General features: G+C 73.3%; 26 protein-coding genes. 17 read left to right on the forward strand and 9 right to left on the reverse strand.

The genetic code is table 11. The features are described 5' to 3' along the window. Nucleotide 1 precedes the first annotated feature (1 nt). From DEI97_RS09970 to DEI97_RS09990, 5 genes are all read left to right on the forward strand, one after another. The gene (locus tag DEI97_RS09970) at nt 2–1,921 is read left to right on the forward strand and encodes a TPM domain-containing protein (protein WP_284158267.1); all 1,920 of its coding nucleotides are present in this window, start codon (nt 2–4) and stop codon (nt 1,919–1,921) included. A 49-nt stretch (nt 1,922–1,970) separates the two neighbouring features. After that, nucleotides 1,971–2,693 carry a PspA/IM30 family protein gene (locus DEI97_RS09975; RefSeq protein WP_111073635.1) on the forward strand — a complete coding sequence of 241 codons (723 nt, stop codon included), beginning with the start codon at nt 1,971–1,973 and terminating at the stop codon, nt 2,691–2,693. 47 nt (nt 2,694–2,740) lie between these two features. Next, a complete protein-coding gene (locus DEI97_RS09980) occupies nt 2,741–3,562 on the forward strand; it encodes an arginase family protein (RefSeq protein WP_111073636.1) in 822 nt (273 codons plus the stop codon). A gap of 79 nt (nt 3,563–3,641) precedes the next feature. Next, nucleotides 3,642–5,042, forward strand: a complete 1,401-nt coding sequence (locus DEI97_RS09985; RefSeq protein ID WP_111073637.1) for a dihydrolipoyl dehydrogenase family protein — start codon at nt 3,642–3,644, stop codon at nt 5,040–5,042. A 3-nt stretch (nt 5,043–5,045) separates the two neighbouring features. Next, nucleotides 5,046–5,402 carry a Fe-S oxidoreductase gene (locus DEI97_RS09990; RefSeq protein ID WP_111073638.1) on the forward strand — a complete coding sequence of 119 codons (357 nt, stop codon included), beginning with the start codon at nt 5,046–5,048 and terminating at the stop codon, nt 5,400–5,402. A 181-nt stretch (nt 5,403–5,583) separates the two neighbouring features. On the opposite strand, the gene DEI97_RS09995 is transcribed toward DEI97_RS09990, so the two are convergent. After that, a complete protein-coding gene (locus DEI97_RS09995) occupies nt 5,584–6,399 on the reverse strand; it encodes an ABC transporter ATP-binding protein (protein WP_111073639.1) in 816 nt (271 codons plus the stop codon). Then, nucleotides 6,396–7,307, reverse strand: a complete 912-nt coding sequence (locus tag DEI97_RS10000; RefSeq protein WP_111073640.1) for a siderophore-interacting protein — start codon at nt 7,305–7,307, stop codon at nt 6,396–6,398. Before DEI97_RS10000 ends, DEI97_RS09995 begins: the two co-directional genes overlap by 4 nt. A gap of 63 nt (nt 7,308–7,370) precedes the next feature. Here DEI97_RS10000 and DEI97_RS10005 point away from each other — a divergent pair, with 63 nt between their 5' ends. From DEI97_RS10005 to DEI97_RS10030, 6 genes are all read left to right on the forward strand, one after another. Then, the gene (locus tag DEI97_RS10005) at nt 7,371–8,321 is read left to right on the forward strand and encodes an alpha/beta fold hydrolase (protein ID WP_111073641.1); all 951 of its coding nucleotides are present in this window, start codon (nt 7,371–7,373) and stop codon (nt 8,319–8,321) included. Nucleotides 8,322–8,453: 132 nt separating this feature from the next. Beyond that, a complete protein-coding gene (locus DEI97_RS10010; protein ID WP_111073642.1) occupies nt 8,454–9,953 on the forward strand; it encodes an ABC transporter substrate-binding protein in 1,500 nt (499 codons plus the stop codon). A 10-nt stretch (nt 9,954–9,963) separates the two neighbouring features. Then, complete coding sequence (locus DEI97_RS10015) at nt 9,964–10,917, forward strand: ABC transporter permease (protein WP_111073643.1); 954 nt, start codon at nt 9,964–9,966, stop codon at nt 10,915–10,917. Further along, nucleotides 10,914–11,852, forward strand: a complete 939-nt coding sequence (locus DEI97_RS10020; RefSeq protein WP_111073644.1) for an ABC transporter permease — start codon at nt 10,914–10,916, stop codon at nt 11,850–11,852. The genes DEI97_RS10015 and DEI97_RS10020 overlap by 4 nt, the downstream gene beginning before the upstream one ends. Further along, nucleotides 11,849–12,649, forward strand: coding sequence for an ABC transporter ATP-binding protein (locus tag DEI97_RS10025; RefSeq protein ID WP_111073645.1), 801 nt, complete (start codon nt 11,849–11,851; stop codon nt 12,647–12,649). The genes DEI97_RS10020 and DEI97_RS10025 overlap by 4 nt, the downstream gene beginning before the upstream one ends. Beyond that, a complete protein-coding gene (locus DEI97_RS10030; protein WP_258376623.1) occupies nt 12,646–13,446 on the forward strand; it encodes an ABC transporter ATP-binding protein in 801 nt (266 codons plus the stop codon). The genes DEI97_RS10025 and DEI97_RS10030 overlap by 4 nt, the downstream gene beginning before the upstream one ends. A 156-nt stretch (nt 13,447–13,602) precedes the next feature. Here DEI97_RS10030 and DEI97_RS10035 read toward each other — a convergent pair whose 3' ends face one another. Genes DEI97_RS10035 through DEI97_RS10045 form a run of 3 tightly spaced genes read right to left on the reverse strand, consistent with a single transcriptional unit; the run spans nt 13,603 to nt 15,932 of the window. Beyond that, entirely contained in the window at nt 13,603–15,042 is a 1,440-nt protein-coding gene (locus tag DEI97_RS10035; protein WP_111073646.1) for an amidase, read from the reverse strand. Between the two features lie 9 nt (nt 15,043–15,051). Further along, nucleotides 15,052–15,267 carry a helix-turn-helix domain-containing protein gene (locus tag DEI97_RS10040; RefSeq protein ID WP_111073647.1) on the reverse strand — a complete coding sequence of 72 codons (216 nt, stop codon included), beginning with the start codon at nt 15,265–15,267 and terminating at the stop codon, nt 15,052–15,054. After that, complete coding sequence (locus tag DEI97_RS10045; RefSeq protein WP_111073648.1) at nt 15,267–15,932, reverse strand: hypothetical protein; 666 nt, start codon at nt 15,930–15,932, stop codon at nt 15,267–15,269. Before DEI97_RS10045 ends, DEI97_RS10040 begins: the two co-directional genes overlap by 1 nt. 89 nt (nt 15,933–16,021) lie before the next feature. Here DEI97_RS10045 and DEI97_RS10050 point away from each other — a divergent pair, with 89 nt between their 5' ends. Beyond that, a complete protein-coding gene (locus tag DEI97_RS10050; RefSeq protein WP_146248052.1) occupies nt 16,022–16,777 on the forward strand; it encodes a hypothetical protein in 756 nt (251 codons plus the stop codon). On the opposite strand, the gene DEI97_RS10055 is transcribed toward DEI97_RS10050, so the two are convergent. Next, on the reverse strand, nt 16,774–17,751 hold the full coding sequence (locus DEI97_RS10055; RefSeq protein ID WP_111073650.1) for an NAD-dependent epimerase/dehydratase family protein: 978 nt from the start codon (nt 17,749–17,751) through the stop codon (nt 16,774–16,776). The two genes, DEI97_RS10050 and DEI97_RS10055, sit on opposite strands and share 4 nt — an antisense overlap. 102 nt (nt 17,752–17,853) lie before the next feature. Here DEI97_RS10055 and DEI97_RS10060 point away from each other — a divergent pair, with 102 nt between their 5' ends. Together DEI97_RS10060 and DEI97_RS10065 are read left to right on the forward strand one after the other, a co-directional pair. Then, complete coding sequence (locus tag DEI97_RS10060; protein ID WP_111073651.1) at nt 17,854–19,518, forward strand: ABC-F family ATP-binding cassette domain-containing protein; 1,665 nt, start codon at nt 17,854–17,856, stop codon at nt 19,516–19,518. Between the two features lie 84 nt (nt 19,519–19,602). Then, nucleotides 19,603–20,082, forward strand: coding sequence for a tetratricopeptide repeat protein (locus tag DEI97_RS10065; protein WP_111073652.1), 480 nt, complete (start codon nt 19,603–19,605; stop codon nt 20,080–20,082). Between the two features lie 18 nt (nt 20,083–20,100). On the opposite strand, the gene DEI97_RS10070 is transcribed toward DEI97_RS10065, so the two are convergent. Next, on the reverse strand, nt 20,101–20,703 hold the full coding sequence (locus tag DEI97_RS10070; RefSeq protein ID WP_111073653.1) for a TetR/AcrR family transcriptional regulator: 603 nt from the start codon (nt 20,701–20,703) through the stop codon (nt 20,101–20,103). A gap of 105 nt (nt 20,704–20,808) precedes the next feature. On the opposite strand from DEI97_RS10070, the gene DEI97_RS10075 reads away from it, so the two are divergent. Genes DEI97_RS10075 through DEI97_RS10085 form a run of 3 tightly spaced genes read left to right on the forward strand, consistent with a single transcriptional unit; the run spans nt 20,809 to nt 23,170 of the window. Next, nucleotides 20,809–21,759 (forward strand): alpha/beta hydrolase family protein, encoded by a 951-nt coding sequence (locus tag DEI97_RS10075; RefSeq protein WP_258376624.1) that lies wholly within the window; start codon nt 20,809–20,811, stop codon nt 21,757–21,759. A gap of 35 nt (nt 21,760–21,794) precedes the next feature. Further along, on the forward strand, nt 21,795–22,547 hold the full coding sequence (locus DEI97_RS10080; protein WP_111073655.1) for a DUF998 domain-containing protein: 753 nt from the start codon (nt 21,795–21,797) through the stop codon (nt 22,545–22,547). Continuing rightward, on the forward strand, nt 22,544–23,170 hold the full coding sequence (locus tag DEI97_RS10085) for a TetR/AcrR family transcriptional regulator (protein WP_111073656.1): 627 nt from the start codon (nt 22,544–22,546) through the stop codon (nt 23,168–23,170). Before DEI97_RS10080 ends, DEI97_RS10085 begins: the two co-directional genes overlap by 4 nt. Nucleotides 23,171–23,191: 21 nt before the next feature. Here the strand turns inward: DEI97_RS10085 and DEI97_RS10090 are convergent, their stop codons facing one another. After that, nucleotides 23,192–23,728 carry a gluconokinase gene (locus DEI97_RS10090; protein WP_111073657.1) on the reverse strand — a complete coding sequence of 179 codons (537 nt, stop codon included), beginning with the start codon at nt 23,726–23,728 and terminating at the stop codon, nt 23,192–23,194. Beyond that, complete coding sequence (locus DEI97_RS10095; RefSeq protein ID WP_111073658.1) at nt 23,725–25,233, reverse strand: GntP family permease; 1,509 nt, start codon at nt 25,231–25,233, stop codon at nt 23,725–23,727. Before DEI97_RS10095 ends, DEI97_RS10090 begins: the two co-directional genes overlap by 4 nt. Nucleotides 25,234–25,346 lie beyond the last annotated feature (113 nt).

The raw sequence follows: 25,346 nt of genomic DNA on the forward strand, positions 1-25,346 counted from the left end.
GGTGTCGGGGATCGTCGCAGCGGTGGCGGCAGTGGCGCTCGTCGTGCTCCCCGCAGCCGGAGCGCAGGCCACCGCCCCGGTCGACATCGGCAGCGCGTACGTCGTCGACGACGCCGGTGCCCTCACCAGAGCCCAGCAGGCCGACGTCGAACAGGCCGTCCAGCAGCTGTACACGGACACGAAGACCCAGCTCTACGTGGTGTTCGTCCCGTCGTTCACGGACCCGAGCGACCACACGGCCTGGGGTGCGGCGACGATGCAGCGCAACCAGATCGAGACCGACGGCATCCTGCTCTCCGTCGCGGTGGACGAGCGGAACTACGACGTCCAGCAGACGAACGAGACCGCGATCAGCTCCAGCGACGTCGAGAACGCCGTGGACACCGCACTGCTCCCCCGTCTCAAGCAGGGCGACTGGTCCGGGGCGGCGACGGCGTTCGCGGGCGGCCTGCAGCAGAGCCAGCAGCCCGCCGACCTGACCTGGCTGTGGATCCTGCTCGGCCTGGCCGTGCTGGCCGCCGTCGTCGCGGTCCTGGTGATCCGTACCCGCAACAAGCGCCGGGCCGCCGCAGCCCGCGTGCAGCAGGAACAGACCCTCGCCGAACTGGAACGTCGAGCCGGCGGCGCCCTCGTCACGATCGACGACGAGATCCGCACCGCCGAGCAGGAGGTCGGGTTCGCCTCGGCGCAGTTCGGCGAGGACGCCGCGAAGCCGTTCGCCGACACCGTGGCGATCGCCAAGCGGGAGGTCCGGAAGGCCTTCGCGCTGCAGCAACAGCTCGACGACGAGGTCCCGGACACCCCGCAGCAGCGCGTCGACTGGTCGAACCAGATCATCACGACGTGCGAGCAGGCCCACGCGGCGCTCGAGGCGCAGACCGAGGCGTTCGACCAGCTCCGCGCCCTCGAGGACACGGTGGACACCGCCTCCGCCGACCTGACGACCTCGCTCGCTGCGGCCCCGGCCGCCGTCGATGCCGCGCGCGCCGCCCTCGAGCGTGTCCGGAGTGCCTACACCGGGCGGACGCTGGCGACCGTGGCGGACAACGTCGACCAGGCGGCCGAGGTCCTGCAGTACGCCGACGAGCGTGCCGCCGCAGCCCGGACGGCCCTCGCCGCCGGTGACCGCGGCGAAGCGGTCGTCGCCGTGCGGGACGGTCAACACGCACTCGCCCAGGTCCAGCAGCTCACCGGTGCCGTCACGGCAGCCGAGACCACCTTCGCCGACGCCGCCACCCGCGCCGAGGCGATGCGCGCCGACATCGAGGGCGACCTCGCCGCCGCAGGCACGCTGCGCACCGGCGGGCCAGACCTCGCCGCCGCCGTCGCCCGGGCACAGCGGGTCCTCCGCGCCGACGTCGACCCCCGCGACCCGGTCGGGGCCGTCGACGCGCTGACGAAGGCGAACACCGACATCGACGCCGCCCTCGCCAGTGCCCGCACCGCCGAGGAGCAGCACCGCCGCGCGACCCAGGCCCTCGACGCCGCCCTGCGGGACGCCCGCGGCCGGATCACGCAGGCACGGCAGTACGTCACCGCGCACCGCGGCGGCGTCGGTTCGACCGCCCGGACCCGACTGTCCGAGGCCGAACGGGCTCTCGACGACGCCCTCGACCTCGCCACGACCGACCCACAGCGTGCCCTGCAGGCAGCCCGCGCGGCCGAGCAGTACGCCGCCGCAGCCATCGACGAAGCGAACGACGACATGGGCGGTTGGCCGGGGGCCGGCGGCGGCATGGGCGGCGGGCGCGGCGGTGCCCAGCTCGGCGGGCTCGTCACCGGCATCGTCCTCGGCGGTGCGGGCACTGGCGAGGGCGGCGTCGATGTCGGTGTTGGCGGCGGCTTCGGCGGGGGTGGCGGGTTCTCCGGCGGGGGCGGCGGAGGGGGCGGCGGGGGCTTCTCCGGCGGCGGACGCTTCTGACCAGACCACTCGAACGCACCAGTGATCCATCCACGAAAGGGAACCAGCAATGGCAAAGCAGTCCATCTTCGGCCGTATCTCCACGCTCGTCCGGGCGAACATCAACCAGCTCATCGACAACGCCGAGGACCCGCAGCTGATGCTCGACCAGCTCGTCCGCGACTACTCGAACAACATCGCGGACGCCAAGAGCGCCATCGCGCAGACCATCGGCAACCTCCGCCTGCTCGAACAGGACAACGACGAAGACGTCCGCGCCGCCCAGGAGTGGGGCCAGAAGGCCGCGAACGCCTCCACCGCGGCGGACCGGTACCGCGCCGAGGGCAAGGCCGCCGACGCCGACAAGTTCGACAACCTCGCCAAGATCGCGATCGGCAAGCAGATCGCCGCCGAGCAGGAGGTCAAGGACAACGCCGCACCGCTCGCCACCCAGAACGAGCAGGTCGAGAAGCTCAAGCAGGGTCTGGCCGGCATGGAGCAGAAGCTCGAAGAGCTCCGTTCGAAGCGGAACACCCTGGTCGCCCGTGCCAAGACGGCGGAAGCCCAGTCGAAGGTCAACGACGCCCTCGGCAACATCGACATCACCGACCCGACGAGCGACCTGGCCCGCTTCGAGGAGAAGGTCCGTCGTGAAGAGGCCAAGGTCATCGGGCAGCAGGAACTGCAGGCGTCGAGCCTCGACGCGCAGTTCGAGAGCCTCGAGGACGTCGGTCGTGACGCCGAGGTCGAGGCCCGTCTCGCCGCGCTGAAGTCCGGCGGCCCGACGGTCTGACCGCGACTGCACCGGACGACGTCGGACCCGCCTGACAGACTGACACGATGCGCTTCATCGTGGTCGGTCAGTGGCAGGGTTCGGCGTCGTCCCGTGCGATGCGGCTCGCGGACGGAGCAGCCGCCGTCGCAGCGGACCTGCCCCGGACGGCGACCACCACGATCGACGTCCCGACCGGTGCCGGCGACCGACTGGACACGGCGGTCGCCCGGTACACCTCGGTGCTCACCGTCTCGGGGTCCGTCGCCGAGGAAGCCGCGGTCGCGACCGAACCGGTCCTGGTGATCGGCGGCGACGGGTCCAGCGTGCTCGGTGCCTCCGTCCTCGTCGGACCGGACACGGCCGTCGTGCGGCTCTCCGGGTCCAGCGGGTTCCGGGCGTTGAACCGTGCTCAGCCGGTGGCTGCGGAGACGGCCGCCCTGCGCCTCCTGGTCGACCGCCCCGCCGACCTGTTCCCGGACCTGCCCGTCGTCCGGGCCGCCTCGGTGGTGGTCGCGGGCACCCGCGGCACCGAGTCCGCCGAAGCCGCGGCCCTGGACCGCGCCGGGATCACCCACCTCGACGTCGACGCTGCGACCCCGGACGCCCTGCGCGGAGCGGTCGAGCGGACCGGCGCCGACAGCGTGTTCGTGCACGTCGACCTCGACGTGCTCGACCCGTCGGAGGTCGACGGGCTGCTCGAGCCGGTCCCCTTCGGCATCGACGGCGCCGCCCTCGTCGCCCTCGTGCAGGCGGCCACGGCTGGACGGCGCCTCGTCGGCGCTGCCCTGACCGGGTTCGCCCCGGTCGACCCGAGCCGCGCAGTCGAGGACATGGGCGTCATCCTGCGGGTCGTCGGCGCCCTGTCCACCGCGGCACGCACGGCCTGACCGGTCCGACGCGGCGGGTCCTCCACACAGCGCACCGCTCCCGGCTGATGCCCGCCCGTCGGCGGCTACGCTCGGCCACATGACGGACTACGACCTCATCGTGATCGGAGCCGGCGCTGTCGGCGAGAACGTGGCGGACTACGCCCACAAGCGCGGCCTGTCGGTCGCCGTGGTGGAAGCCGAACTCGTGGGCGGAGAGTGCTCCTACTGGGCCTGCATGCCATCGAAGGCCCTGCTGCGCAGCAGTCACGCGGTCGCGGCCGCCAAGCGCCTGGGTGGCGCGAAGGAGGCCGTGACCGGTGACGTCGACGCCGCCGCCGTGCTCGCCCGACGCAACTCGTTCACGAGCAACTGGGACGACGCGTCGCAGGTGCAGTGGCTCGAGTCCGCCGACATCGCCCTGATCCGTGGCCGTGCCACGATCACCGGTGAGAAGACCATCGAGGTCGACGGCACCACCTACACGGCGCACGCGATCGCCCTGGTCACCGGCTCGGTGCACACCCTGCCGCCGGTCCCGGGCCTCGCCGAGGCGAAGCCGTGGGGCACCCGAGAGGGCACCAGCGCGCAGGAGGTCCCGGAGAGCCTGCTCGTCATCGGTGGCGGCGTCGCCGGCTCCGAGCTCGCGACCGCCTGGGCCGCCCTCGGCGCGAAGGTCACCCTGGCCGCCCGCCACGGTCTGCTCGGCGGGATGGAGCCCTTCGCGGGCGAACTCGTCGCCGACGGCATGCGCGAACTCGGCATCGACGTCCGCACCGGCGTGAACCCCACCCGCGTCGACCGCGACGAGCACGGCCTCGTCACCACGACCTTCGACGACGGCACGACCCTCGTCACCAGCGAGGTCCTCGCCGCCACCGGCCGTGCACCCGGCACCGAGCACCTCGGTCTGTCCTCGGTCGGACTGACCGACGGCGAGTGGCTCGACGTCGACGACACCATGCTCGTCACCGGCACCGACTGGCTCTACGCCGTCGGCGACGTGAACCACCGCGCACTGCTCACCCACCAGGGCAAGTACCAGGCGCGCGCCGCCGGCGAGGTCATCGCGGCACGCGTCCAGGGCCGTCCGGTGCACGCCGAGCCGTGGGGCGCCCACGTCGCCACCGCCGACCACGCCGCGGTCCCCCAGGTCACCTTCACCGACCCCGAGGTGGCGAGCGTCGGCCTCACCGAGGAGCAGGCCCGTCAGCAGGGCATCGACGTCCGCGCGGTCGAGTACGACCTGGGCAGCATCGCCGGCTCGGCACTGCAGGCGGACGGCTACACCGGCCGCGCGAAGATGGTCGTCGACGAGTCCCGCGGGGTCGTCGTCGGGGTCACCTTCGTCGGGCAGGACGTCGCCGAGATGCTGCACGCGGCCACCGTCGCCGTCGTGGGCGAGGTCCCGCTCGAGCGCCTCTGGCACGCCGTCCCCGCCTACCCGACCATGAACGAGATCTGGCTCCGCCTGCTCGAGACCTACGGCCGTCCCGAGTAGCCCGTGCGGAACCCGCTCGTCGCCTCGCCGGTGTCCCGCGCCGGGTGGCTCTTCGCGACCGCCGTCGGCCTGGCGATCGGCCTGCCGCTGTCGACCGGCCCGGTCCGGGTCGTCGACGGATTGATCGTCTGCTGGGGGCTGCCGCGCTGGGTGTTCCGGCGCGGCGGCACCTGCGTCGGCTCGGTCTACCTGACACGGGACAACGACGGCGACCGGGTCCTCCGGCACGAGCGCGTGCACGTCGAGCAGTGGCGCCGGTACGGCATGCTCATGCCGCTGCTGTACGGCGTCGCCGGGCGGGACCCGCTGCGCAACCGCTTCGAGGTCGAGGCGGGGCTGGAGGACGGCGGCTACCGCTGACCCGCGCTGCCGGCGTGGCCCGGTGCCGCGTGGCCACGCACAACCGGAACCGGCTCGAACCACGGCATCCCGCGGTTCGGGCCGGTTTCCGTTGTGCGACGCCCATCCGCGCCGCCGACCTGCGGGGCCGATGCGCGCCACCGAACCGCGCCGCTGAGCCGAGCGGCCGGCGTCGCCCGGCTCAGCGCGCGCGGCGCGGGACGACCAGCGGCGTGCCGGTCTCCGGGTCGGGGACGACCACGCACGGCAGCCCGAAGACGTCGGCGACGAGCTCCTCGGTGACCACCGACTCCGGCGTCCCCTGCGCCACGATGACGCCGTCCCGCATCGCGATCATGTGCGTCGCGTACCGGGCCGCCTGGTTCAGGTCGTGCAGCACCGCGACGACCGTCCGCCCGGCGGCGTGCAGCGTGGATGCCAACTCGAGCACGTCGTACTGGTGCGCGATGTCGAGGAACGTCGTCGGCTCGTCGAGCAGCACGATGTCGGTCTGCTGCGCGAGCACCATCGCGATCCAGACCCGCTGCCGCTGCCCGCCCGAGAGCTCGTCGACGCCACGGTCGGCGAGCCCCACGATGTCGGTCTGCGCCAGAGCGGCCTGCACGACCTGGCGATCGGTCCCGCTCGAGGGGTGCAGCAGGTCCTGGTGCGGGAACCGTCCGCGCGACACCAGGTCCCGCACGGTGATGCCGTCCGGGGCGATCGGCGTCTGCGGCAGCATCGCGACCCGCCGGGCGACGGCCTTCGGGCGGTACGACGTGATCGGTCGGCCGTCCAGGTACACGGTGCCGGCCGACGGCTTGAGCGTCCGCGCCAGGGCCTTGAGCAGTGTCGACTTGCCGCACGCGTTCGGCCCGACGATGACGGTCAGTTCGCCGTCCGGGACGTCCACGTCGAGGTCGTGCACGACCACGCGGTCGTCGTAGCCGAGCCGGAGTCCGCGGGCACCGAGCGCCGTGACGGGGGCCTCCGGCGTGAGGACCGAGGCAGGGCTCAACACTCCGCCTTGCCGTGCCGCCAGTACCCCATGAACGCGACCTGCTTGCGGTCGAGCCCGACGCTCCGCACGAGGTGGCGACGGAGTTCCTTGACGCAGCCGGCCTCCCCCGCGATCCAGGCGTACACCGGCAGGTCGTCGTCCTCGCGCGGGACGTCCCAGAGCACCTGCTGGTCGACGTCCACGTCCGCCAGTTCGGCCCCGGCGGCAGCACGCCCGGCGACGACGAGCGGGTCCGGGGCGACGGTCGAGGCCCAAGCGTGCACGTGGTCCGTCATCCGGGCTCCGTGCGACGCACCGTTCCGGGCGATCCAGCGGACCTCGACCCCGGCGGGCGCGGAGACCGGCAGCCGGTCGGCGTCCGTCGGGACCTCGATGAACACGTGGCCGACGGCGCTGACGTCGAGCGCTTCGAGGATGGCGCAGATGGCCGGAGCGGCGGTCTCGTCCCCCGCGAGGAGGATCCGGTTCGCGGACCCGGGCGAGAACTCGGCGGCACCGGAGGGCAGGTCGGCCGGCGACTCCGGCATGCTCGGGCCGACGATCCGCAGCTCGTCGCCGACGCGGCAGGCCGACACCCAGCGGGACGCCGGGCCGGCGTCGCCGTGGGCCACGAAGTCGATGTCGAGCTCGTGGGCGTCCGGCCGGAACGAGCGGACCGTGTAGGTGCGGATCGGGTTGCGCGTTGCGTCCGGCAGGGCACGCCACGCCGCGAACCAGTCCTCGCCCTCGGGCAGGTCGGAGAACCCGTGCCCGTCGAGCGGCAGAAGAACCTTGATGCGCTGGTCGAGACCGACGGCCGAGAAGTCCGCGAGCTCGTCGCCGGTCAGCGTCACCCGGACGAAGTGCGGGGTGAGCGACGAGACGGCTGCCACACGGACGGAGAAGACGCGGTACCGGGCTGCCACCCCTCGAGTATGGCATGCCTTACCTAAGGAGAACAGGGCGCGTCGCACTGCGACACTGGTCGGGTGTCCGAGCACGATGACGAATTCGCCGACGTCCCCGCCCTGGCGGCCGCGAGCGGCGTGACCGAGCCGCTCCGCGCCTCCCGGCAGGAGGTCCCGACCGACGGTGGGACGGTCTCCGCGATCCGCTGGTCGCGAACCCCTCCGCCGGCTCCCGGACGGGAGGCCCGGATCACCTACCTGCACGGGCTCGGCATCGACGCGCACAGCTTCGACCAGACCGCGATCGCGGTCGACCAGCCGGCCGTCGCGCTGGACCTGCCGGGGCACGGCCGGTCGGCGTGGCGGGCGGACGCGGACTACGCGGCGACCGCGACGGCACCGACCGTCCTTGCCGCCCTGGACGCGCTGGACGTGCCGCCGGGGCTCATCGTGGGGCACTCACTCGGCGCGATCCTGTCGGCACGACTGGCTGCCCTCGCGCCGGAGCGGGTCACCGGCCTCGTGCTCGTCGACATGTCGCCGGACTTCGCGCAGCGGGCGGTCGACCGGATCGCCCGGGCACTGGAGTCCGAGGAGCCCTTCGCCAGCCTCGACGAGGTCGTCGAACGGGCGATCGCGGCCCGGGTGGGCGGGGACGACGCGACGCTCCGCCGCGAAGCACGGCACTCCACGCGGGTCGGCGCGGACGGTCGACTCGTCCGGCGACACCACTTCCCGCACCTCGGCGGCCGGATGTCGTCCGTCGGCCGGTTCGCAGACGCGTGGCCGGACCTCGAGCAGCTCGACGTGCCGCTGCTGCTCGTCCGGGGTGACCGCGGGTACGTCTCCCCCAAGCTGCACCAGGCGTTCGCCGAGCGGTTGCCGGACGCGACGATCGTCACCGTGGAGTCGCGGCACGCCGTGCAGACGCAGGCTCCGTTGCCGCTCGCCCGGGCGATCCGGGAATGGGCGAGCACGCACGCGTTGTTGGATGGCGTCGAAGAACCCCCTGCGACTTCGTCCGAGACCTGACACCGCCGACGCCCGAGCGCCCGGTAGCCTCGTCCGAGCGCCGCCGACGACCGTCGTCCCGGCGCCTCCGATCCGGCCCTGCACCGGATCGATCCGGCCCCCGACGGGGTCGGCTCCGGGAAGGAACCCAGCATGCGTCCGCTCCACCGCACCGCCCTCGCCGCGGCAGCCCTCGCCGTCGCGACCTCGGTCGCCCTGGCCGGCTGCTCCGGCGGCTCCGACGACACCCGCGGCGGCGCCGACGCGACGGTCCGGGTCGGCCTGGTGCTCGAACCGACGAGCCTCGACATCCGCACCCAGTCCGGCAACGCGCTCGACCAGGTGCTCATCGACAACGTCTACCAGGGGCTCGTCGGGCGGACCGCGGACGGGAAGGTCCGCGACGTGCTGGCGTCGTCACACCAGGTCTCCGGCGACGGCCTGACCTACACGTTCACGCTCCGCGACGGGGCGACGTTCCAGGACGGCGAGCCGGTCACCGCGAAGGACGTCGTCTGGTCGCTCGAGGACGTCAAGGCGCACGAGTCCTACGTCGACGCGGACGACCTCGCGTCGGTGAAGACCATCGCAGCGACCGGGGACGACACCGTCACCCTGACGCTGTCGAAGCCGGACTCGGACCTGCTCTGGAACCTCACCGGCCGGGCCGGGCTGGTCCTCGAGCAGGCAGCGGACAACGACCGGACGAAGACCGCGAACGGCACCGGGCCCTTCGAGGTCGCCAGCTGGAAGCAGGGCGACTCGCTCACCTTCCGCCGGAACCCGGACTACTGGGGCACGAAGGCGAAGGTGGCGAAGGTCGTCTTCCGGTACATCACCGACCCGTCGACGGCCGTGAACGCGATGGCCGGCGGCGACCTCGACGTCGAGACCGCGGTCGACGGCACGCTGAAGAGCCAGCTGCAGGGCACCTCCGGCGTGACGCTGCACACCGGCAAGACGACCGACAAGTACACGCTGGCCTTCAACGACCAGAAGGCGCCCTTCACCGACGTCCGCGTCCGCCGGGCGATCCGGCAGGCCATCGACCCGAAGGCCGTCATCAAGGCCATCGGTGGCGGCGGGGTGGAGCAGGGCGGTCCGATCCCCGCCCTCGACCCCGGCTACCAGGACCTGACCGACGTCGACGCGTACGACCCCGCAGCGGCGAAGAAGCTCCTGCAGCAGGCCGGCGTGACGAAGCCGACGCTGACCCTGACCTACGCCAACGTGTACCCGACGGCGATCGGTGACGTCCTGACCTCCGAACTCGCCGATGTCGGCATCACGCTGAAGGTGCAGCGCGTCGACTTCGCGACCTGGCTCGACTCCGTCTTCACGAAGAAGGACTTCGACCTCAGCATGGTGAACCACACCGAGGCGCGGGACTTCGGCAACTGGGCGGACCCGGACTACTACTTCGGGTACGACAACGCCGAGGTCCAGCGGCTCTACGCGGCCTCGGTCGCCACCACCGACCAGACCGAGAAGGTGCGGGCCCTGCAGCAGGCGGCGAAGATCGTCAGCGAGGACGCCGCGGCCGAGTGGCTCTACACGGCGACCACCACGACCGCGATCCGCGACGGCGTCACCGGGTTCCCGTTCGACAGCACCACGACCCGCCTGGACCTGGCGGACCTCGCCGTCTCGTAGCATCGGACTCGTGACCCGATTCCTCGTCGGGCGGGCGCTCCTGCTCGCCGTCGGACTGCTCGTGGCGAGCCTGATCGTCTTCGCGACGCTCCGTGTGCTGCCCGGCGACGTCGCGCAGGTCGTCGCCGGCGCCGAGGCGACGCCCGCCCAGGTCGCCGCGCTCCGTGAGCAGCTCGGGCTCGACCGGCCCGTCGTGCTGCAGTACCTCGACTGGATCGGCGGCCTGTTCCGTGGCGACCTCGGCACCTCACTGGTCACCCGGGGCCCGGTCGCCCCGGAGATCGCGCAGAAGCTCGCGGTGACGCTGCCCCTCGCCGGCATGTCGCTGGCCGCCGCACTGGTCATCGGCGTCCCGCTCGGGGTCCTGGCCGCGGTGCTCCGCCGCCGACCGGGTGGTGCCGTGATCTCCGCCGCCGCGCAGGCCGTCGCTGCGATCCCGGTCGTCTGGGCCGGCATGCTGCTCGTCGCCCTGTTCGCGGTGACCCTGCATTGGCTGCCCGTGCAGGGCTTCCCGCTCGACGGCTGGGACACTCCGGACCGGGCGTTCGCCGCCCTCGTGCTCCCCGCGTTGACCATCGGTGCGGTCGAGGGGGCCGTCATCCTCCGCTTCACCCGGTCCGCGACGCTGTCCGTCCTGGACGCCGACCACGTCCGGACCGCGGCGGCGATCGGCCTGACGAAGAACCGCGCCCTCCTCCGCCACGGGCTGCCGAGCGTCGCACTGACGGTGCTCGCGGTCCTCGGGGTCCAGATCGCCGGCCTGCTCGTGGGCGCGGTCGTCGTCGAGCAGCTGTTCTCGCTGCCCGGGGTCGGCCGCATGCTCGTCACCGACGTCGGCCGCCGTGACATCACGAAGGTGCAGTCCGAACTGCTCGTGCTCACCGGACTCGTGCTGCTCGTCGGGTTCGCCGTCGACGTGCTGCACCGTGTGCTCGACCCGCGGCAGCGCGAGGCCGCGTCGTGACCGCGCTCCGCCGACTGCTCCGGACCCCGACCGGACTGTTCGCCGTCGTCGTCCTGGGGCTGCTCGTCGTGCTGGCCGCGGTGTCGCTCGTCTGGACGCCCGAGAACCCGTTCCGCACCGACCCGTTCCACCAGTGGGAGCGTCCGAGCGCCGCGCACTGGTTCGGCACCGACGGGGTCGGCCGCGACATCGCCAGCTACCTGCTCGCCGGCACCCGGACCACGCTCGTCGTCGCGGTCGGCGCCGGCGTCATCGCGAGCGTCGTCGGCATCGTCCTCACCGCGATCGGTTCGCTCACCGCCCGCTGGGTCCGTGAGGCCACCGCGGTGCTCCTCGACGTCCTGGTCGCGTTCCCCACCCTGCTCACCGCGATGCTCCTCACCGCGGTGTACGGCGGGTCGCTCGGCGTCGTCGTGGTGTCCGTCGGTCTGGCGTTCGGCGTCACCATCGCCCGGGTCGCCCGCGGCGAGATCCGCCGCATCGCCCGCAGTGACTACGTCGTCGCGGCCCGGGCGTCCGGCGTCGGCCCGCTCGGCGTGCTGTTCCGCCACCTGGTGCCGAACGCGGCGCCGCTGTTCACCGTGCAACTCTCGCTCGCGATGGCGACCGCGGTCCTCGCCGAGGCCGGACTGTCCTACCTGGGCTACGGCGCTGATGCGGGGACGGCCTCGTGGGGCCGGCTGCTGTCCGACCTGCAGACCTACATCGGCGTGCACCCGTGGAGTGCGACCTGGCCGGGAGCGGCGATCGCGATCGTCGTGATGGCGCTGTCGCTGCTCGGGGACGCCGTCCGGGACGCCACCGACCCGCGGCTGACGACGAGTCGGCGGGGGCCGGACGCGGCCAGCGCAACCGGCAGCAGGACCGGCACCGGCAGCGACACCGGCACCGGCACCGGCACCGGCACCGTCACCGGGACGGAGGGCATCGCATGAGCGACGAGACGGCAGCGCCCGGCCTCGACGTCCGCGGGTTGACGGTCCGGATCGCGGGGCGGACGGTGCTCGACGACGTGACGTTCGCCGTGCCTCCCGGCCGACGTGTCGGCGTGATCGGCGCATCCGGGTCGGGGAAGTCGATGACCTCGCTCGCCCTGATGGGCCTGGAGCCCGCCGGGGCGACGGTCACCGGCAGCATCCGCCTGGACGGCCGGGAAGTCGTCGGGCTGCCCGACCGCGAACGTGCCCGGACCCGCGGTGCGGCGATCGCGATGGTGTTCCAGGAGCCGGGCACCGCGCTCGACCCGCTCCGCCGGGTCGGCAAGCAGATCGTCGAGCCGCTCCGGCTGCACCGCGGCCTGGACCGGCGCGCCGCCGCCGAGGCGGCCGTCGGACTCGCCCGGGACGTCGGCCTGCCGGACCCGGAACTGCTGCTCCGGCAGTACCCGCACCAGCTGTCGGGTGGGCAGCGGCAGCGGATCTGCATCGCGATTGCGATGGCCGGCGAGCCCGCGTTCCTGGTCGCGGACGAGCCGACCACGGCGCTCGACGTGACCACGCAGGCCCGGATCCTCGACCTGTTCGAGTCGCTCACCGCCTCCCGGGGCACCGGCATGCTGTTCGTGACGCACGACCTGGCGGTGCTGTCGCGGATCGCGGACACGGCGGTCGTCCTCGAGGCCGGGCGCGTCGTCGAGCAGGGTCGCGTCGCCGACCTGCTCGCCACGCCCGGGCACCCCGCCACCGTGGCGCTCGTCGAGGCGGCGCGCGCCACCGCCAGGAGGACCTCGTGACCGACCCCGACCCCACCGCGCCGGCACTGGTCGGCACGGACCTCCGCCGCACGTACCGACTCCCCCGCCGCAGCCCGTTCGAGCCGGGCGCGGTCCGCACCGCCGTCGACGGCGTCGACCTGACCGTCGCGGCCGGATCACGGCTCGGGATCGTCGGCGAGTCCGGGTCCGGCAAGTCGACGCTCGTCCGCCTCCTCGCCGGACTGGAGGCTCCCACCACCGGCACCGTGCACGCGTCGGGCCGCCTCGTGGACGCGCGGGCATCGGCCGCGTCCTCGCGCTGGTTCCGTCGGGAGACCGGCATCGTGTTCCAGGACCCGGTCGCCTCACTCGACCCGCGGATGCGCGTCGGCGCGATCGTCGCCGAACCGCTCCGGGCGCTCCGGGTCGCGGGCGACCACCGGGCCATGGTGGCCGCCGTCCTGGAACGGGTGGACCTGCCCGCTGACGCCGCCGACCGGTACCCGCACGAGTTCTCCGGCGGGCAGCGGCAGCGCATCGCGATCGCCCGGGCGGTGGTGCACCGGCCGCGGATCCTGTTCGGGGACGAGCCGATGAGCGCCCTCGACGTCGTGGTCCGCGCTCGGGTGATCGACCTGTTCCGCTCGTTCGTCGACGACCTCGGGGCGACGCTCGTGCTCGTTTCGCACGACATCGGCGTGGTGCAGCGGCTGTGCGACACCGTCGCGGTGATGTCGGCGGGGCGGATCGTCGAGCACGGCCCGGTGTCCCTGCTCGACGCGCCGACGCACGAGGTCACGCGGGCCCTGGTCGCGGCGGCGCCGACGCTGCCGTAGGGCCGGGGGCGCGGGGTTCGCCGACCGGTCACGACACCCCGCTCACCTCCGCCGACCGGTCACGAACCGTCGGCAACGCCGCCCCAGAACGACGACTCTTGACCACTCGGCGGCAGGACCCGGGCGCGCCGGACAGACGGAGTCCGGCCGCCCGCGCTACCAGCCGTCCGGGTGGCGCCGCTGCCAGCGCAGTCGGCGCTCGAGCTGCGCCCCGATCGCCAGGAGCACCCGCTCCCCACCCGGGCGTCCGATGAGCTGCACGCCCATCGGCAGTCCCGCGCCGTCCGGGTGCCCCTCGCCGGTGACCCCGACGGGCAGGGTGATCGCGGGCAACCCCGACACGTTCGCCATCGACGTCCAGGGCGAGTAGGCGCACTGACGGCGGAAGTCCTCCTCCGGGTCGTCGCCGTACCACCCGAGGGGCCGCGGAGTCATCGCGAGCGTCGGGGTGAGGACGGCGTCGAACCGGTCGAACGCCCGGATCAGCGCGACCGAGAACGCGTCGAGTCCGGCCATCGCGTCGAGCACCTGCGTGCTCGTGAGCGACCGCCCGCGCTCGACCAGCCAGGCGACGAGCGGTGTCAGGGCCGACAGGTCGATCCCCGGGATCCGGGCGATGCCGGCGCCGGAGGACTCCCACGCCACCTGGAACGGCTCGGCGTACGGCAGGCGCGGCATCGTCACGTCCTCGACCCCGTGTCCGACCTCGCCGAGCACGCGGACGGCGGTGTCCACGGCCTCCCGCGCGGCCGGGTCGACGACCACGTCCACGAAGTCGTCCCACGGCGAGCCCTCGAGCAGACCGACGACGAAGCGCCCCTCGCCTCGGACGGCCGCCGCGGTGAAGGGCCCGTCGCCGACGTCGGGCGTCACGAGCGCGTACGGCTGCCGCTCCGGCACCCCGGTCGGTGCGACGAGTGCATCGAGCAGCATCCCCGCGTCGGCGACGGTCCGGGTGAGCGGCCCGGCGACGGCGAGTCCGCCCAGTCCGGCACGCCCGGGCATCGACGGCACGCGACCGCGGCTCGGCTTGAGGCCGACCAGGCCGGTGGCGGCCGCCGGGATCCGCACCGAGCCGCCGCCGTCCGACCCGACGGCCGCCGGCAGCAGCCCGGCCGCGACGGCGACGGCGGCGCCGCTCGACGACCCGCCCGGGGCACGCGTGGTGTCGTACGGGTTGCGGGTGGTGCCGAACCGCGTCTCGGAGGACGACGACATGCCGAACTCCGGGGTCGCCGTCTTGCCCAGGCTGATCGCCCCGGCGTCGTCGAGCGCCACGACGAGCGGATGGTCGGCCGTCGCCGGGTCCCCCGGCAGGGCGAGCGTGCCGGACCGGGTGGGCACCCCGCGCCGGTCCGTCAGGTCCTTGTCCGCGGACGGGAGGCCCCACAACGGCCGCGACGTCGGCACCAGGTCGCCGAGGTGGTCGGCCCGGGCACGCGCGGCCTCGGCGGTGACGGTCACGAACGCGCCGAGCTCGGGGTCGAGCCGCTCGATGCGGGCGAGGTAGTGGTCGGTGACCTCGCGGGCGGTGGTGTCGCCACGGCGGATCCAGTCCCAGAGTTCCTGCGCCGACAGGTGGTGGAGTTCGAACACGGACCGAGCCTAGGCCGACGCGTCCGGCACCTGCGCGAGGAGCTCCCCGACCTGGCAGCCGAGTGCGACGCAGATCGCTTCGAGCGTGCTGAAGCGGACCGCCTTCGCGTGCCCGTTCTTGAGGATCGAGAGGTTCACGGTGCTCACCCCGACCTGTTCGGAGAGGTCGACGAGCGTCATCCCGCGCGCCAGCAGCAGTTCGTCGAGTCGGCAGACGATCGCCATCAGACCAGTCCGGACGAGTCGTCCCGGTACCCGGCGGCCGTCCGGAAGACCGCTGCGAGGGCGGACAGTCCGGCTGCGGCGACGAGCGGCCAGAACGGGGCGCCCAGTTCTCCGCCGTGGCCGGTGTAGGTGCCGAGGAACTCGGGCAGCGCCCCGGCGATCGACGGCTGCGCCAGCTCGCTCGCGGTCTGCAGGACCGAGGCAGCCTCGAACCCCGCGAACACGATGACCGCGAGCGTCGTGAGCGCGCGTGAGCAGGTCCGGGCGAACGGACGCCCGTCGCCGATGCTGCGGGTCACGAGCAGCAGGCAGACTGCGATCCCGCCCGCGGTGAGGACGGTGACGAGGTCGCTCAGGTCGTGCAGCACGATCGTCGAGGCCGGGAGGTCCTGCACCCGTCCGATCATCTCGGTCACCGCCGGCGTCGTCCCGGCCACGACCCTCGCACCGTCGACAGGCGCCCCCGACGGGCGGGCGACCGGCATCTCGAGCGTCCAGGTCCAGTCGATGCCGGTCGTCCGGTGCGCGAGCTGGTCGATCATCCCGGCGACGATGAACCACGCGCGGACGGCAGCGACCAGGATCATGCCGAGGGAGACGACGAACACGAAGCTGACGGAGCTCTTCTGACGGAGCGCAGCGGCTCGCTCATCGGGGATCGACATGCGGCGAGCATAACGACTTTCGTTGCGGTGTGGCGACCCTGACGAAGTTCCTGGTTGACCGGCTGCCCGGACCCGACCAGGCTCGGCGCATGGACCACGGTGGAGTGCTCAGCGCGGACGCGCCCGACCCGGTGCTCGAGGTGCGGGCGACGATACGGGCACTGGGGTTCGGCGTCGCCGGACTCGTCGTGCAGCCGCACCTCGAGGACCTCGGCGCCGGCGGCCTGATGACCGGCGAGTCCGGCGGCCGGGTCGAGCGTGCGACCGCGTCGCGCCACTCCACGCTCTGGCGGAACCCCGACGACCGCAGCGACCCGGTGAACCTGGCGGTGCTGGATGACGAGCGGCGGCGGTCGCTCGAGGAGGTCCCGCCGTGGCCGCGCCCGGCCTGGCTCATCGCCGGGGTCGAGCGGATGCGGTACCCGATGCTGTGGGAAGCCGTGCGGACACATTGGACGGCCCCGGGCAGGGACCTCCCGGCACCGGCCGAGGCGCTCGTCGACCACGTGCAGTCCGTCCTGATGAACCAGTACCGCGACGAACACGGCCTCCCGGACCCGACCGAGCACCCGTGGCCCGTCCTGGTCGACGAACGCAGCGTCCAGCCCGGGCATCCGGTCCTGGTCGACGACGTCGAGCGCCCGGGCCTGCTCCTCGACACGGACCCCTTCGTGCTCGGCCTGGCGACCGAACTCGACGACGGGCGGCTCCTGACCGCAGTGCTCCCCCGCGATGAACTGCCCCTGCTCACCGTCGCCTTCGACTCGGCAGCGCCCCTCGAACCGGCAGCAGGACCGGCGCCAGCGCCGACCCCGAACACCGGGCCCACCTCCGAGGCGCGCTAGCCCGGACGGACCACGTCGAGGACCCGCCGCTCCTCCGCGTCGGTCACCCCCGACCGCCGCACCCGCCCGACCCCTCGGGCCCGCTCGTCCTCGACGACACGCCGCACCGTCTCGGCGAGCGGCCGGGTCGTCCCGCCGGCCGCCAGGAACGCCAGACCAGCCCGCCGGGCGAACCCCACCTCGCCGGCCGGGATCCACAGCGGCAGCGAGGCCGGTCCCGCCCAGTACGCGACCCCCTGCGCGAGGAGGGTGTCGTCGTCGACGGCCACGAGCCTCCCGTCGAACCCGGTCGCGGCCCGGACCTCGTCGAGGAACGCCCCCATCGACGTGCTCGGTCTGACGGCGTCGACGGTGCCGACCGTGCCCGCCCGCCCGGCGCGGACGATCCACTCCGCCAGGTCCGTGACGTCGACGACCTGCACGGCGCGGCCCTCGAGGACCGGCGTCACGACGTCGCCGCCGCGGTCGAGCCGGGCGGCCCAGTAGCCGAACCGGTCGCTCGGGTCGCCGGGCCCGACGATGAGCCCGGGCCGGACCACGAGGGCGTCCGTCCCTCGCGCCCGCCTGGTCGCCCGCTCTCCCGTGACCTTCGCGTCGGCGTACGGCGTCGGGTCGACCGGCTCGACGGGCTCGACGACCGGCGCGTCCTCGTCGTCGCCGGCCCGGTCGGTGCGGGCGTACACGGAGATCGTCGAGACGAACGTCCAGTGCGCGGCGCGGGCCGAGAGGGCCTCGAGCGCGCCCGCCACGTGCGCCGGATCGGTCGCCAACTCGACGACGTCGTCCCAGACCTCGCCCACGCCGGAGTAGGCGTCGTCTGCCGAGCGGTCGGCCCGGACGAACCGTGCACATGCCGGCGGTTCCCCCGACTCGCCCCGTGCCAGGCACGTCACCTCCGCACCGTCCCGCAGCGCCGCCTCGGCGACCGCCCGCCCCAACCACCCGGTCCCGCCCAGAACCAGCACGCGTCGCATGCCGTCAGTCTGGCAGCGCACCGGACGGGAGGCACGGGACCGGACCGCACCGTGCCTCCCGTCCGGTGCATGCCCGGCCCGGCGAGGTGGGACGATGTGGGGATGACCGCCACGCTCGTCGCCAAGGGGCTCGCCGGCGGCTACGCCGCCCGCACGCTGTTCGACTCCCTCGACCTCACGGTCGCTCCCGGTGACGTGATCGGCGTCGTCGGTGTGAACGGCGCAGGCAAGTCGACCCTGCTGCGCCTGCTGGCCGGGGTCGACGAGCCGCTCGCCGGCACCGTGTCGCTGTCCCCGACGGACGCGTTCGTCGGCTGGCTGCCGCAGGAGCACGAGCGGGTGGCGGGCGAGACGGTCGCCGGGTACGTCGCCCGTCGGACCGGGTGTGCCGAGGCGGCGGCGGAGATGGACGCGACGGCGCTGGCCCTCGGCGAGCCGGACGCCGGCGACGCCGCCGCGGACCGCTACTCGACGGCGCTCGAGCGGTGGCTGGCCTCGGGAGCCGCCGACCTCGACGAGCGGATGCCGGTGGTGCTCGCCGACCTCGGCCTGACCCTCGACGCCCCCGACGGCTCCGTGACGGCGGACTCGCTCATGACCTCGCTCTCCGGCGGCCAGGCAGCCCGGGTGGGGCTCGCGGCGCTGCTGCTGTCGCGGTTCGACATCGTGCTGCTCGACGAGCCGACGAACGACCTGGACCTGGACGGGCTGGACCGGCTCGAGGAGTTCGTGCGCGGCCTCCGCGGTGGGGTCGTCCTGGTCAGCCACGACCGCGAGTTCCTGGCGCGCTCGGTGACGGCGGTCCTCGAACTCGACCTGGCGCAGTCGTCGAACCGGCTGTTCGGCGGTGGCTACGACGCCTACCTCGAGGAACGCGAGATCGCCCGGCAGCACAAGCGCGACGCGTACGACGAGTTCGCCTCGACGAAGGCCGACCTGGTCTCCCGTGCCCGGACCCAGCGCGAGTGGTCCAGCCAGGGTGTGCGGAACGCGATGAAGAAGGCCCCGGACAACGACAAGATCCGCCGCAAGGCCGCCAGCGAGTCGAGCGAGAAGCAGGCACAGAAGGTGCGGCAGATGGAGTCGCGGATCGCCCGCCTGGACGAGGTCGAGGAGCCCCGCAAGGAGTGGCAGCTCGAGTTCACGATCGGCCAGGCACCGCGGTCCTCCGCCGTCGTCGCGACCCTGTCCGACGCCCGGTACGAGCAGGGCGACTTCACGCTCGGCCCGGTCTCGCTGCAGGTGAACGGCGGCGACCGGATCGGCATCACCGGCCCGAACGGTGCCGGCAAGTCGACGCTGCTGCGGGCGCTGCTCGGGCGACAGGAACCGACGAGCGGCACCGCGTCGATCGGGTCGAGCGTGGCCGTGGGCGAGGTCGACCAGGCCCGCTCGCTCTTCACGGGCACGGAGCCGCTCGCCGCGGTCTTCGAGGGGCTGGTCCCCGAGATGACGACGGCGGACGTCCGCACCCTGCTGGCGAAGTTCGGGCTGAAGGCGGACCACGTCGGGCGTGCCGCCGGTGAGCTCTCACCCGGCGAGCGGACCCGGGCCGGGCTGGCGCTCCTGCAGGCCCGCGGGGTGAACGTGCTCGTGCTCGACGAGCCGACGAACCACCTGGACCTCGTCGCGATCGAGCAGCTGGAGCAGGCCCTCGAGACGTACGAGGGCACGCTGCTCCTGGTGACCCACGACCGGCGGATGCTCGACACCGTGCAGCTCGACCGGCAGTGGCGGGTCGAGGCCGGGCGGGTCACCGAGGCCTGACGGGCCAGCGAGACCTGACGGGCCATCGAGGGCGCACGGGACAGCGGTCCGGGATCGGAGCGCCCCTAGGCTGGCGCGGTGGACATGACGGAGTGGCAGCAGCACGTCGACGCTCTCTGGGCCGACCCCGACGCCGACGGCGAACAGCGGATCGTCCGGATGCGGGAGCTGGCCGACGCCGCACCGCACCCGGCGCTCGGGGCCTTCGAGCTCGGCGGCGCGTACGACTCCGGCGGGCACGAGGTCGAGGCCGACGTCGAGTACAGCCGAGCCACCACGGAGGGCCTGGGGACGGTCGACCCGGTCCGTGCCGCTCAGATGGTGATCCAGCACGCGTCGACGCTCCGGAACCTTGGCCGGGTCGAGGACGCGATCACGATGCTCCGCGCAGCCCCCGCCCACCCGTCGATCGGCGACGCTCCGGCGGTGTTCCTCGCGCTCGCCCTGCACAGTGCCGGGCGGAGCGACGAGGCGCTGCGGCTGGCCGTCGAGACGATCGAACCGGCCCTGCCGCGGTACAACCGGTCGGTGCGCGCCTACGCGGCAGCACTCACCGAGGACTGAGCGCCGGGAGCGCGGTGCTCACTCGCCCGGGACACCGACGAGCGCACCGGACACGTACACCTGGACCGCCCGCTCGACGTCGAAGTCCGGGTCGTCCGCCGTCCCGATGCACAGGTTCCCGACCCCGCGGAGCAGTTCGTAGCCGGTGACCCCCGCGCTCGTCGCCCGTCCCGGCACGGTGGCACGCGCGGCGGTCAGCAGGTCGGCGCACACCGGCACGAGCCGGTCGACGAAGTACCGGTGCAGAACGTCGGTCGCAGCGCCGTCGCCGTGCATGGCGTCGGGCAGCCCGTGCTTGGTGACCAGGAAGTCGACGAACAGGCCGATCCACCGACGCAGCGCCACGTCCGGGTCGGACGACTCGGTCAGGAGGCGGGGGCCCGCTTCCGCACACGCCTCCACCTGGTGGCGGTACACGGCCAGCACGAGGTCGGCTCGTGTCGGGAAGTGCCGGTAGACGGTGCCCACGCCGACCCCGGCCTCCGTCGCCACCGCCCGCACCGGAGCGTCGACGCCGGAGCGGACGAAGACCCGGGCGGCGGCCTCGAGCAGGGTCTCCTGGTTCCGGCGCGCGTCGCTGCGCTGTACGGGGTCGGACGCGGCGGAACCGGGCTCGGACATGGCCACTCCTCGATGGTCGTTGCAAGCGGAACAGCGTTCCGGTACTGTCCGGAACACCGCTCCGTTTCATCGTACGGCAGCGGACGCCCCTGCGGAAGGAACACCGTGCCCACCTCGACCACCCCCGCCCTGGACCACCTGCTCGGCGACGGCGCGCCCGTCGTCTCCGTCGCGCCCGTCACCCTCGACGCACCGGGCCGCCCGCTCCCCCTGCAGGTCCGCGTGTCCGCCCCGGCGACCGGCACGGACCTGCCCGTCCTGCTCTTCTCGCACGGCAACGGCATGCACCTGGACGCGTACGCACCCCTCGTCTCGTTCTGGGCCTCGCACGGGTTCGTCGTGGTCCAGCCGACGCACCTCGACTCCCGTCGCAACGGCATCGGGTTCGACCACCCCGTCTTCCCGTCGATCTGGTCCGAGCGCACCACCGACCTGGTCCGCGTGCTCGACCAGCTCGACACCGTCGAGGCCGCCCTGCCCGGGCTGTCCGGCCGCGTCGACCGCAGCCGGATCGCCGCCGCCGGGCACTCCTGGGGCGGCCAGAGCGTACAGAGCCTGCTCGGGGCGCGGATCCTCGACGACGCCGGACAGCCCGGCGAGGACCGACGGGAGGCCCGGATCACCGCCGGCGTCCTGCTCGCGGCCACCGGCGTGGCCGGCGACGACCTCGTCCCGTTCGCAGCCGAGCACCTCCCCTTCATGCGGCCGTCCTTCGCCGAACTGACGACCCCGACGCTCGTCGTGGCCGGCGACCACGACCAGTCGCGGATGTCGACCCGCGGCCCGGACTGGTTCACGGACGCCTACACGCAGAGCCCCGGCGCCACCGACCTGCTCGTCCTCCACGGTGGGGAGCACGGCCTCGGCGGAATCTCGGGCTACGAGGCTGCCGAGACCACCGACGAGGACCCGGAGCGCGTCGCCCTGGTGCAGCGCCTGACCACGGCGTACCTCCGCTCTGCACTCGATGCCGGTGACGACGTGTGGGAGCAGGCCCGGGCCTCCCTGCCGACGGGTCCGGACGCGTCGGCGATGATCGAGCACCGGGGTCGGTGACCACCGCGTGTCATTGACCGACTAGATTGGTCGGTATGCGACCACATCAGTCTGCCATTGCTGCTTCCTGCTGGATCGCGGCGGCGGCGCTCTACCTGTTCGCCGAGGCCGTCAGCGCAAGCGCGTTCCCGGGGTACTCGTACGCGACGAACTACATCAGCGACCTCGGCGTGCCGGACACGGAGATGTTCCAGGGGCGCGCGATCGACTCGCCACTCCACCTGCTCATGAACACCGCCTTCGTGCTGCACGGCGTGCTGTTCGTCGTGGCCGCACTGGCCGCCCGGACCCTGGCGCCGGGGAGCTCGACGACGGGGCGACCAGCCGCGCGGCGGTGGTTCACCGTCCTGGCGGTGGCGCACGGCGTCGGCATCGTCCTGGTCGGGCTCTTCCACGGCAGCCAGGCCTCGGTCGAGAACGGTCTCGTGGTCCTGCACGTGCTGGGGGCCGCGGTGGCGATCACCGCGGGCAACACCGCGGCCGTCGTCGCCGGTGTCGCGCTGCTCCGGCACGCACCGGAGCAGCGCAGCCGTGGCGCCAGGTGGGTGGGCGTCCTGAGCGTCGCGCTCGGTGCGATCGGCCTGGTCGGTCTGGTGATGCTCGTGGTCGATCCGGCCTGGACCGCCGTCGACCTGCTGCCCGATGGGGTCTGGGAACGGGCCGCGGTGTACGCGATCCTCGCGTGGGAGCTCCTCGCCGGGGTCGCCGTGCTCAGCACCGCCGGCTCGCGCACAGACCGCGTGCACACCGGTACGAACGGTCGACTCGCTGAACGGTCGGCAGCGTGACCGGCGGCGACCGGACCCCCACGCCCGGACCGGCCCCGACGTCGGCCCGGATCCGCCCGACCGCCGCCGAGATCGACGAAGCGGTCCTGGACGTCACCGCCGGGCTGCTCGCCCGCCGCGGGGTCCGTGACACGTCGGTGCAGGCCGTCGCGGACGCCACCGGGTACTCGAAGACCGGTCTGCTCGGACGGTTCCCGACGAAGGAGCGACTCGTCGCCGCCGCACTCGACCAGTGCGTCCGGCTCACCCGCGACGTGCACGAGCGGGTCGACGACGTCACCGCGCCCCGCGACCGAGACGCCGCAGCGGTGGCCGGCCTGGTCGACCTCGCACTGCGTCGCCGCGGATGGGCCGAACTCGTGCTGGCCTCGGTGCCGCCGGTCGCCGACGCGACCCTCGAACCGGCACTCGGGGACGTCTTCACCCTGGTGTCGGACCTGTTCCGGATCGACGCCGACACCGACCTGCCGCGTCGAGCCCGCGTCACCGGGATGCTCGGGGCACTCGTGGTCCTCGCGCTGACCCACGAGCGGGAGACGACCGCCGAGGTCGCCCGCCCGCTCGTCGTCACGGTGTGCTGGTCGACGCTCGGGCACGAGGGGGCCGTTCCCTCGGTTCCGTGACCCACCGACCGCGTCGGCCGTTCAGTCCCGAGGCAGCCCCAGCAGTGCCAGGACCTCGGCGGCCTCCTCGGCCGGGGTCCGGTCAGCGGCGACGGTGACGTGCACCTCGTCCGGCTGCGGTGGCTCGAGCGTCGCCAGCTGCGACTGCAGCAGCGAGGTCGGCATGAAGTGCCCGGATCGCGCGGACATCCGTTCCTCGAGGAGCGCGCGGTCGCCGGCGACGTGCACGAACACCACCCCGGAGGCCCGCAGCACGTCCCGGTAGGACCGCTTCAGTGCCGAGCAGGTCACGACCCCGTTCGTCCCGGCCTGCAGGTGTCCACGGATCCACCCCGCGACGACGTCGAGCCACGGCCAGCGGTCCTCGTCGGTCAGGGGTGTGCCGGCGTGCATCTTGGCGACGTTCGCCTCGGGGTGCATGGCGTCCCCCTCGGCGAACGCCCACCCGAGCTGCTCGGCGACCATCGCGGCGACGGTGGACTTGCCGGACCCGGAGACGCCCATCACCACGAGGACACGGGCGTCGACCGGTTCGCCGCCGGCGTGCGCGGTGCTCATCGGATGAAGATCCCGGCGACCAGGACGCCGACCAGCCCGGTGACCGAGATCAGGCACTCGAGCACCGTCCATGACTTGAACGTCTGCCCCACCGTCGTGCCCAGGTACCCCTTCACCAACCAGAACCCGGCGTCGTTGACGTGCGACAGGAACACCGACCCGGCACCGATCGCGAGCACGAGCAGCGAGGTCATCGGCGACGACAGGTCGTGCGCGATCGGGGCCATGATCCCGGCCGCCGTGACGGTCGCGACGGTGGCCGAGCCGGTGGCGACGCGGACGAGCGCGGCGACCACCCAGGCGACGAGGAGCACCGAGATGCCGGAGTCCTTCACCGCGTCCGCGATCACACCACCGATGCCCGTGTCGATGAGCACCTGCTTGAACCCACCACCGGCACCGACGATGAGCAGCACCCCGGCGACCGGCGGCAGCGCGCTCTCGAGCGACTTCGCGACCGCGGACCGGTCCATGCCGCCGCCGATCGCGAAGAACACCATCGCGTAGACGGTGGCGATGCCGATCGCGATCATCGGCGTCCCGAGGAAGTCGAGCACGCCGACCCAGGCACCGCCTGCGTCGGGGGCAGTGGCCTCGCGCACCGCCTGCGCGAGCATGAGCACGACGGGCAGCAGGATGCCGACCAGCGCGACGGCGAACGACGGGCTCCGCGGCTCGCTGATCACCCGGGTGAAGTCGCTCTTGCCGTTGGGCAGGGAGGCGGTGTCCTGCGTGGCGGGGCCGCGGCGGGCCTCCCGGCCGGGGTGCGCGGGGTCCTCGCCACGGGAGCCGAAGATGTCCGGCACCGGGATGTCGACCCATCGCGCCGCGAAGCGGGCGAAGACCGGGCCGGCCAGGACGATGACGGGGATCGCGAGCACGATGCCGAACGCGAGCGTGGTGCCGAGGTCCGCACCGACCGTGGAGACCGCGACCAGCGGGCCGGGGTGCGGCGGGACGAATGCGTGCATGGTCGACAGGCCGGCGAGGGCAGGGATCGCGATCTTCATGATCGGGACGTCACTGCGCTTGGCGACCAGGACGATGATCGGGATGAGCAGGACCAGGCCCACCTCGAAGAACATCGGCAGGCCGATCAGCGCGCCGATCAGGGCCATCGTCCAGGGCAGCGCTGCGGCCGAGGACCGGCGCACCAGCGTGTCGACGACCCGGTCGGCGGCACCGGAGTCGACCAGCAGCTTGCCGAACATCGAGCCGAGGCCGACCAGGATGCCGACGCTCGTCATGGTGACGCCGAAGCCGTCACCGAAGCTCGTGACCGCCTTCTCCGGGGCGAGACCGGCGCCGAGGCCGACCCCGAGGGCACCGATCGTCAGCGCGACGAAGGGGTGCACCTTGAGCCAGGTGATGAGGGCGATGATCACCACGATGCCGACGAGGGCGGCGATGACGAGCTGGGGGATCGTCCCGGACGGGTCGACCGTCTCGGTCCCTGCGGCGAGCACGCGACTCGTGCTCGCGGCGGTGGTCGGGAGGTGAGGCATCTGCGCCCCTTCCTGGCACAGCTCCTGCGCTGCTGCCGTCCTGCTGCTGGTGTCGGTCCGACCGGGGTGCTGATCCCACCCGCGATCACTCCTGCAATAGTCTGATTAATCAG

This window comes from Curtobacterium sp. MCLR17_032 (genome assembly GCF_003234795.2).
Taxonomy (GTDB): domain Bacteria; phylum Actinomycetota; class Actinomycetes; order Actinomycetales; family Microbacteriaceae; genus Curtobacterium.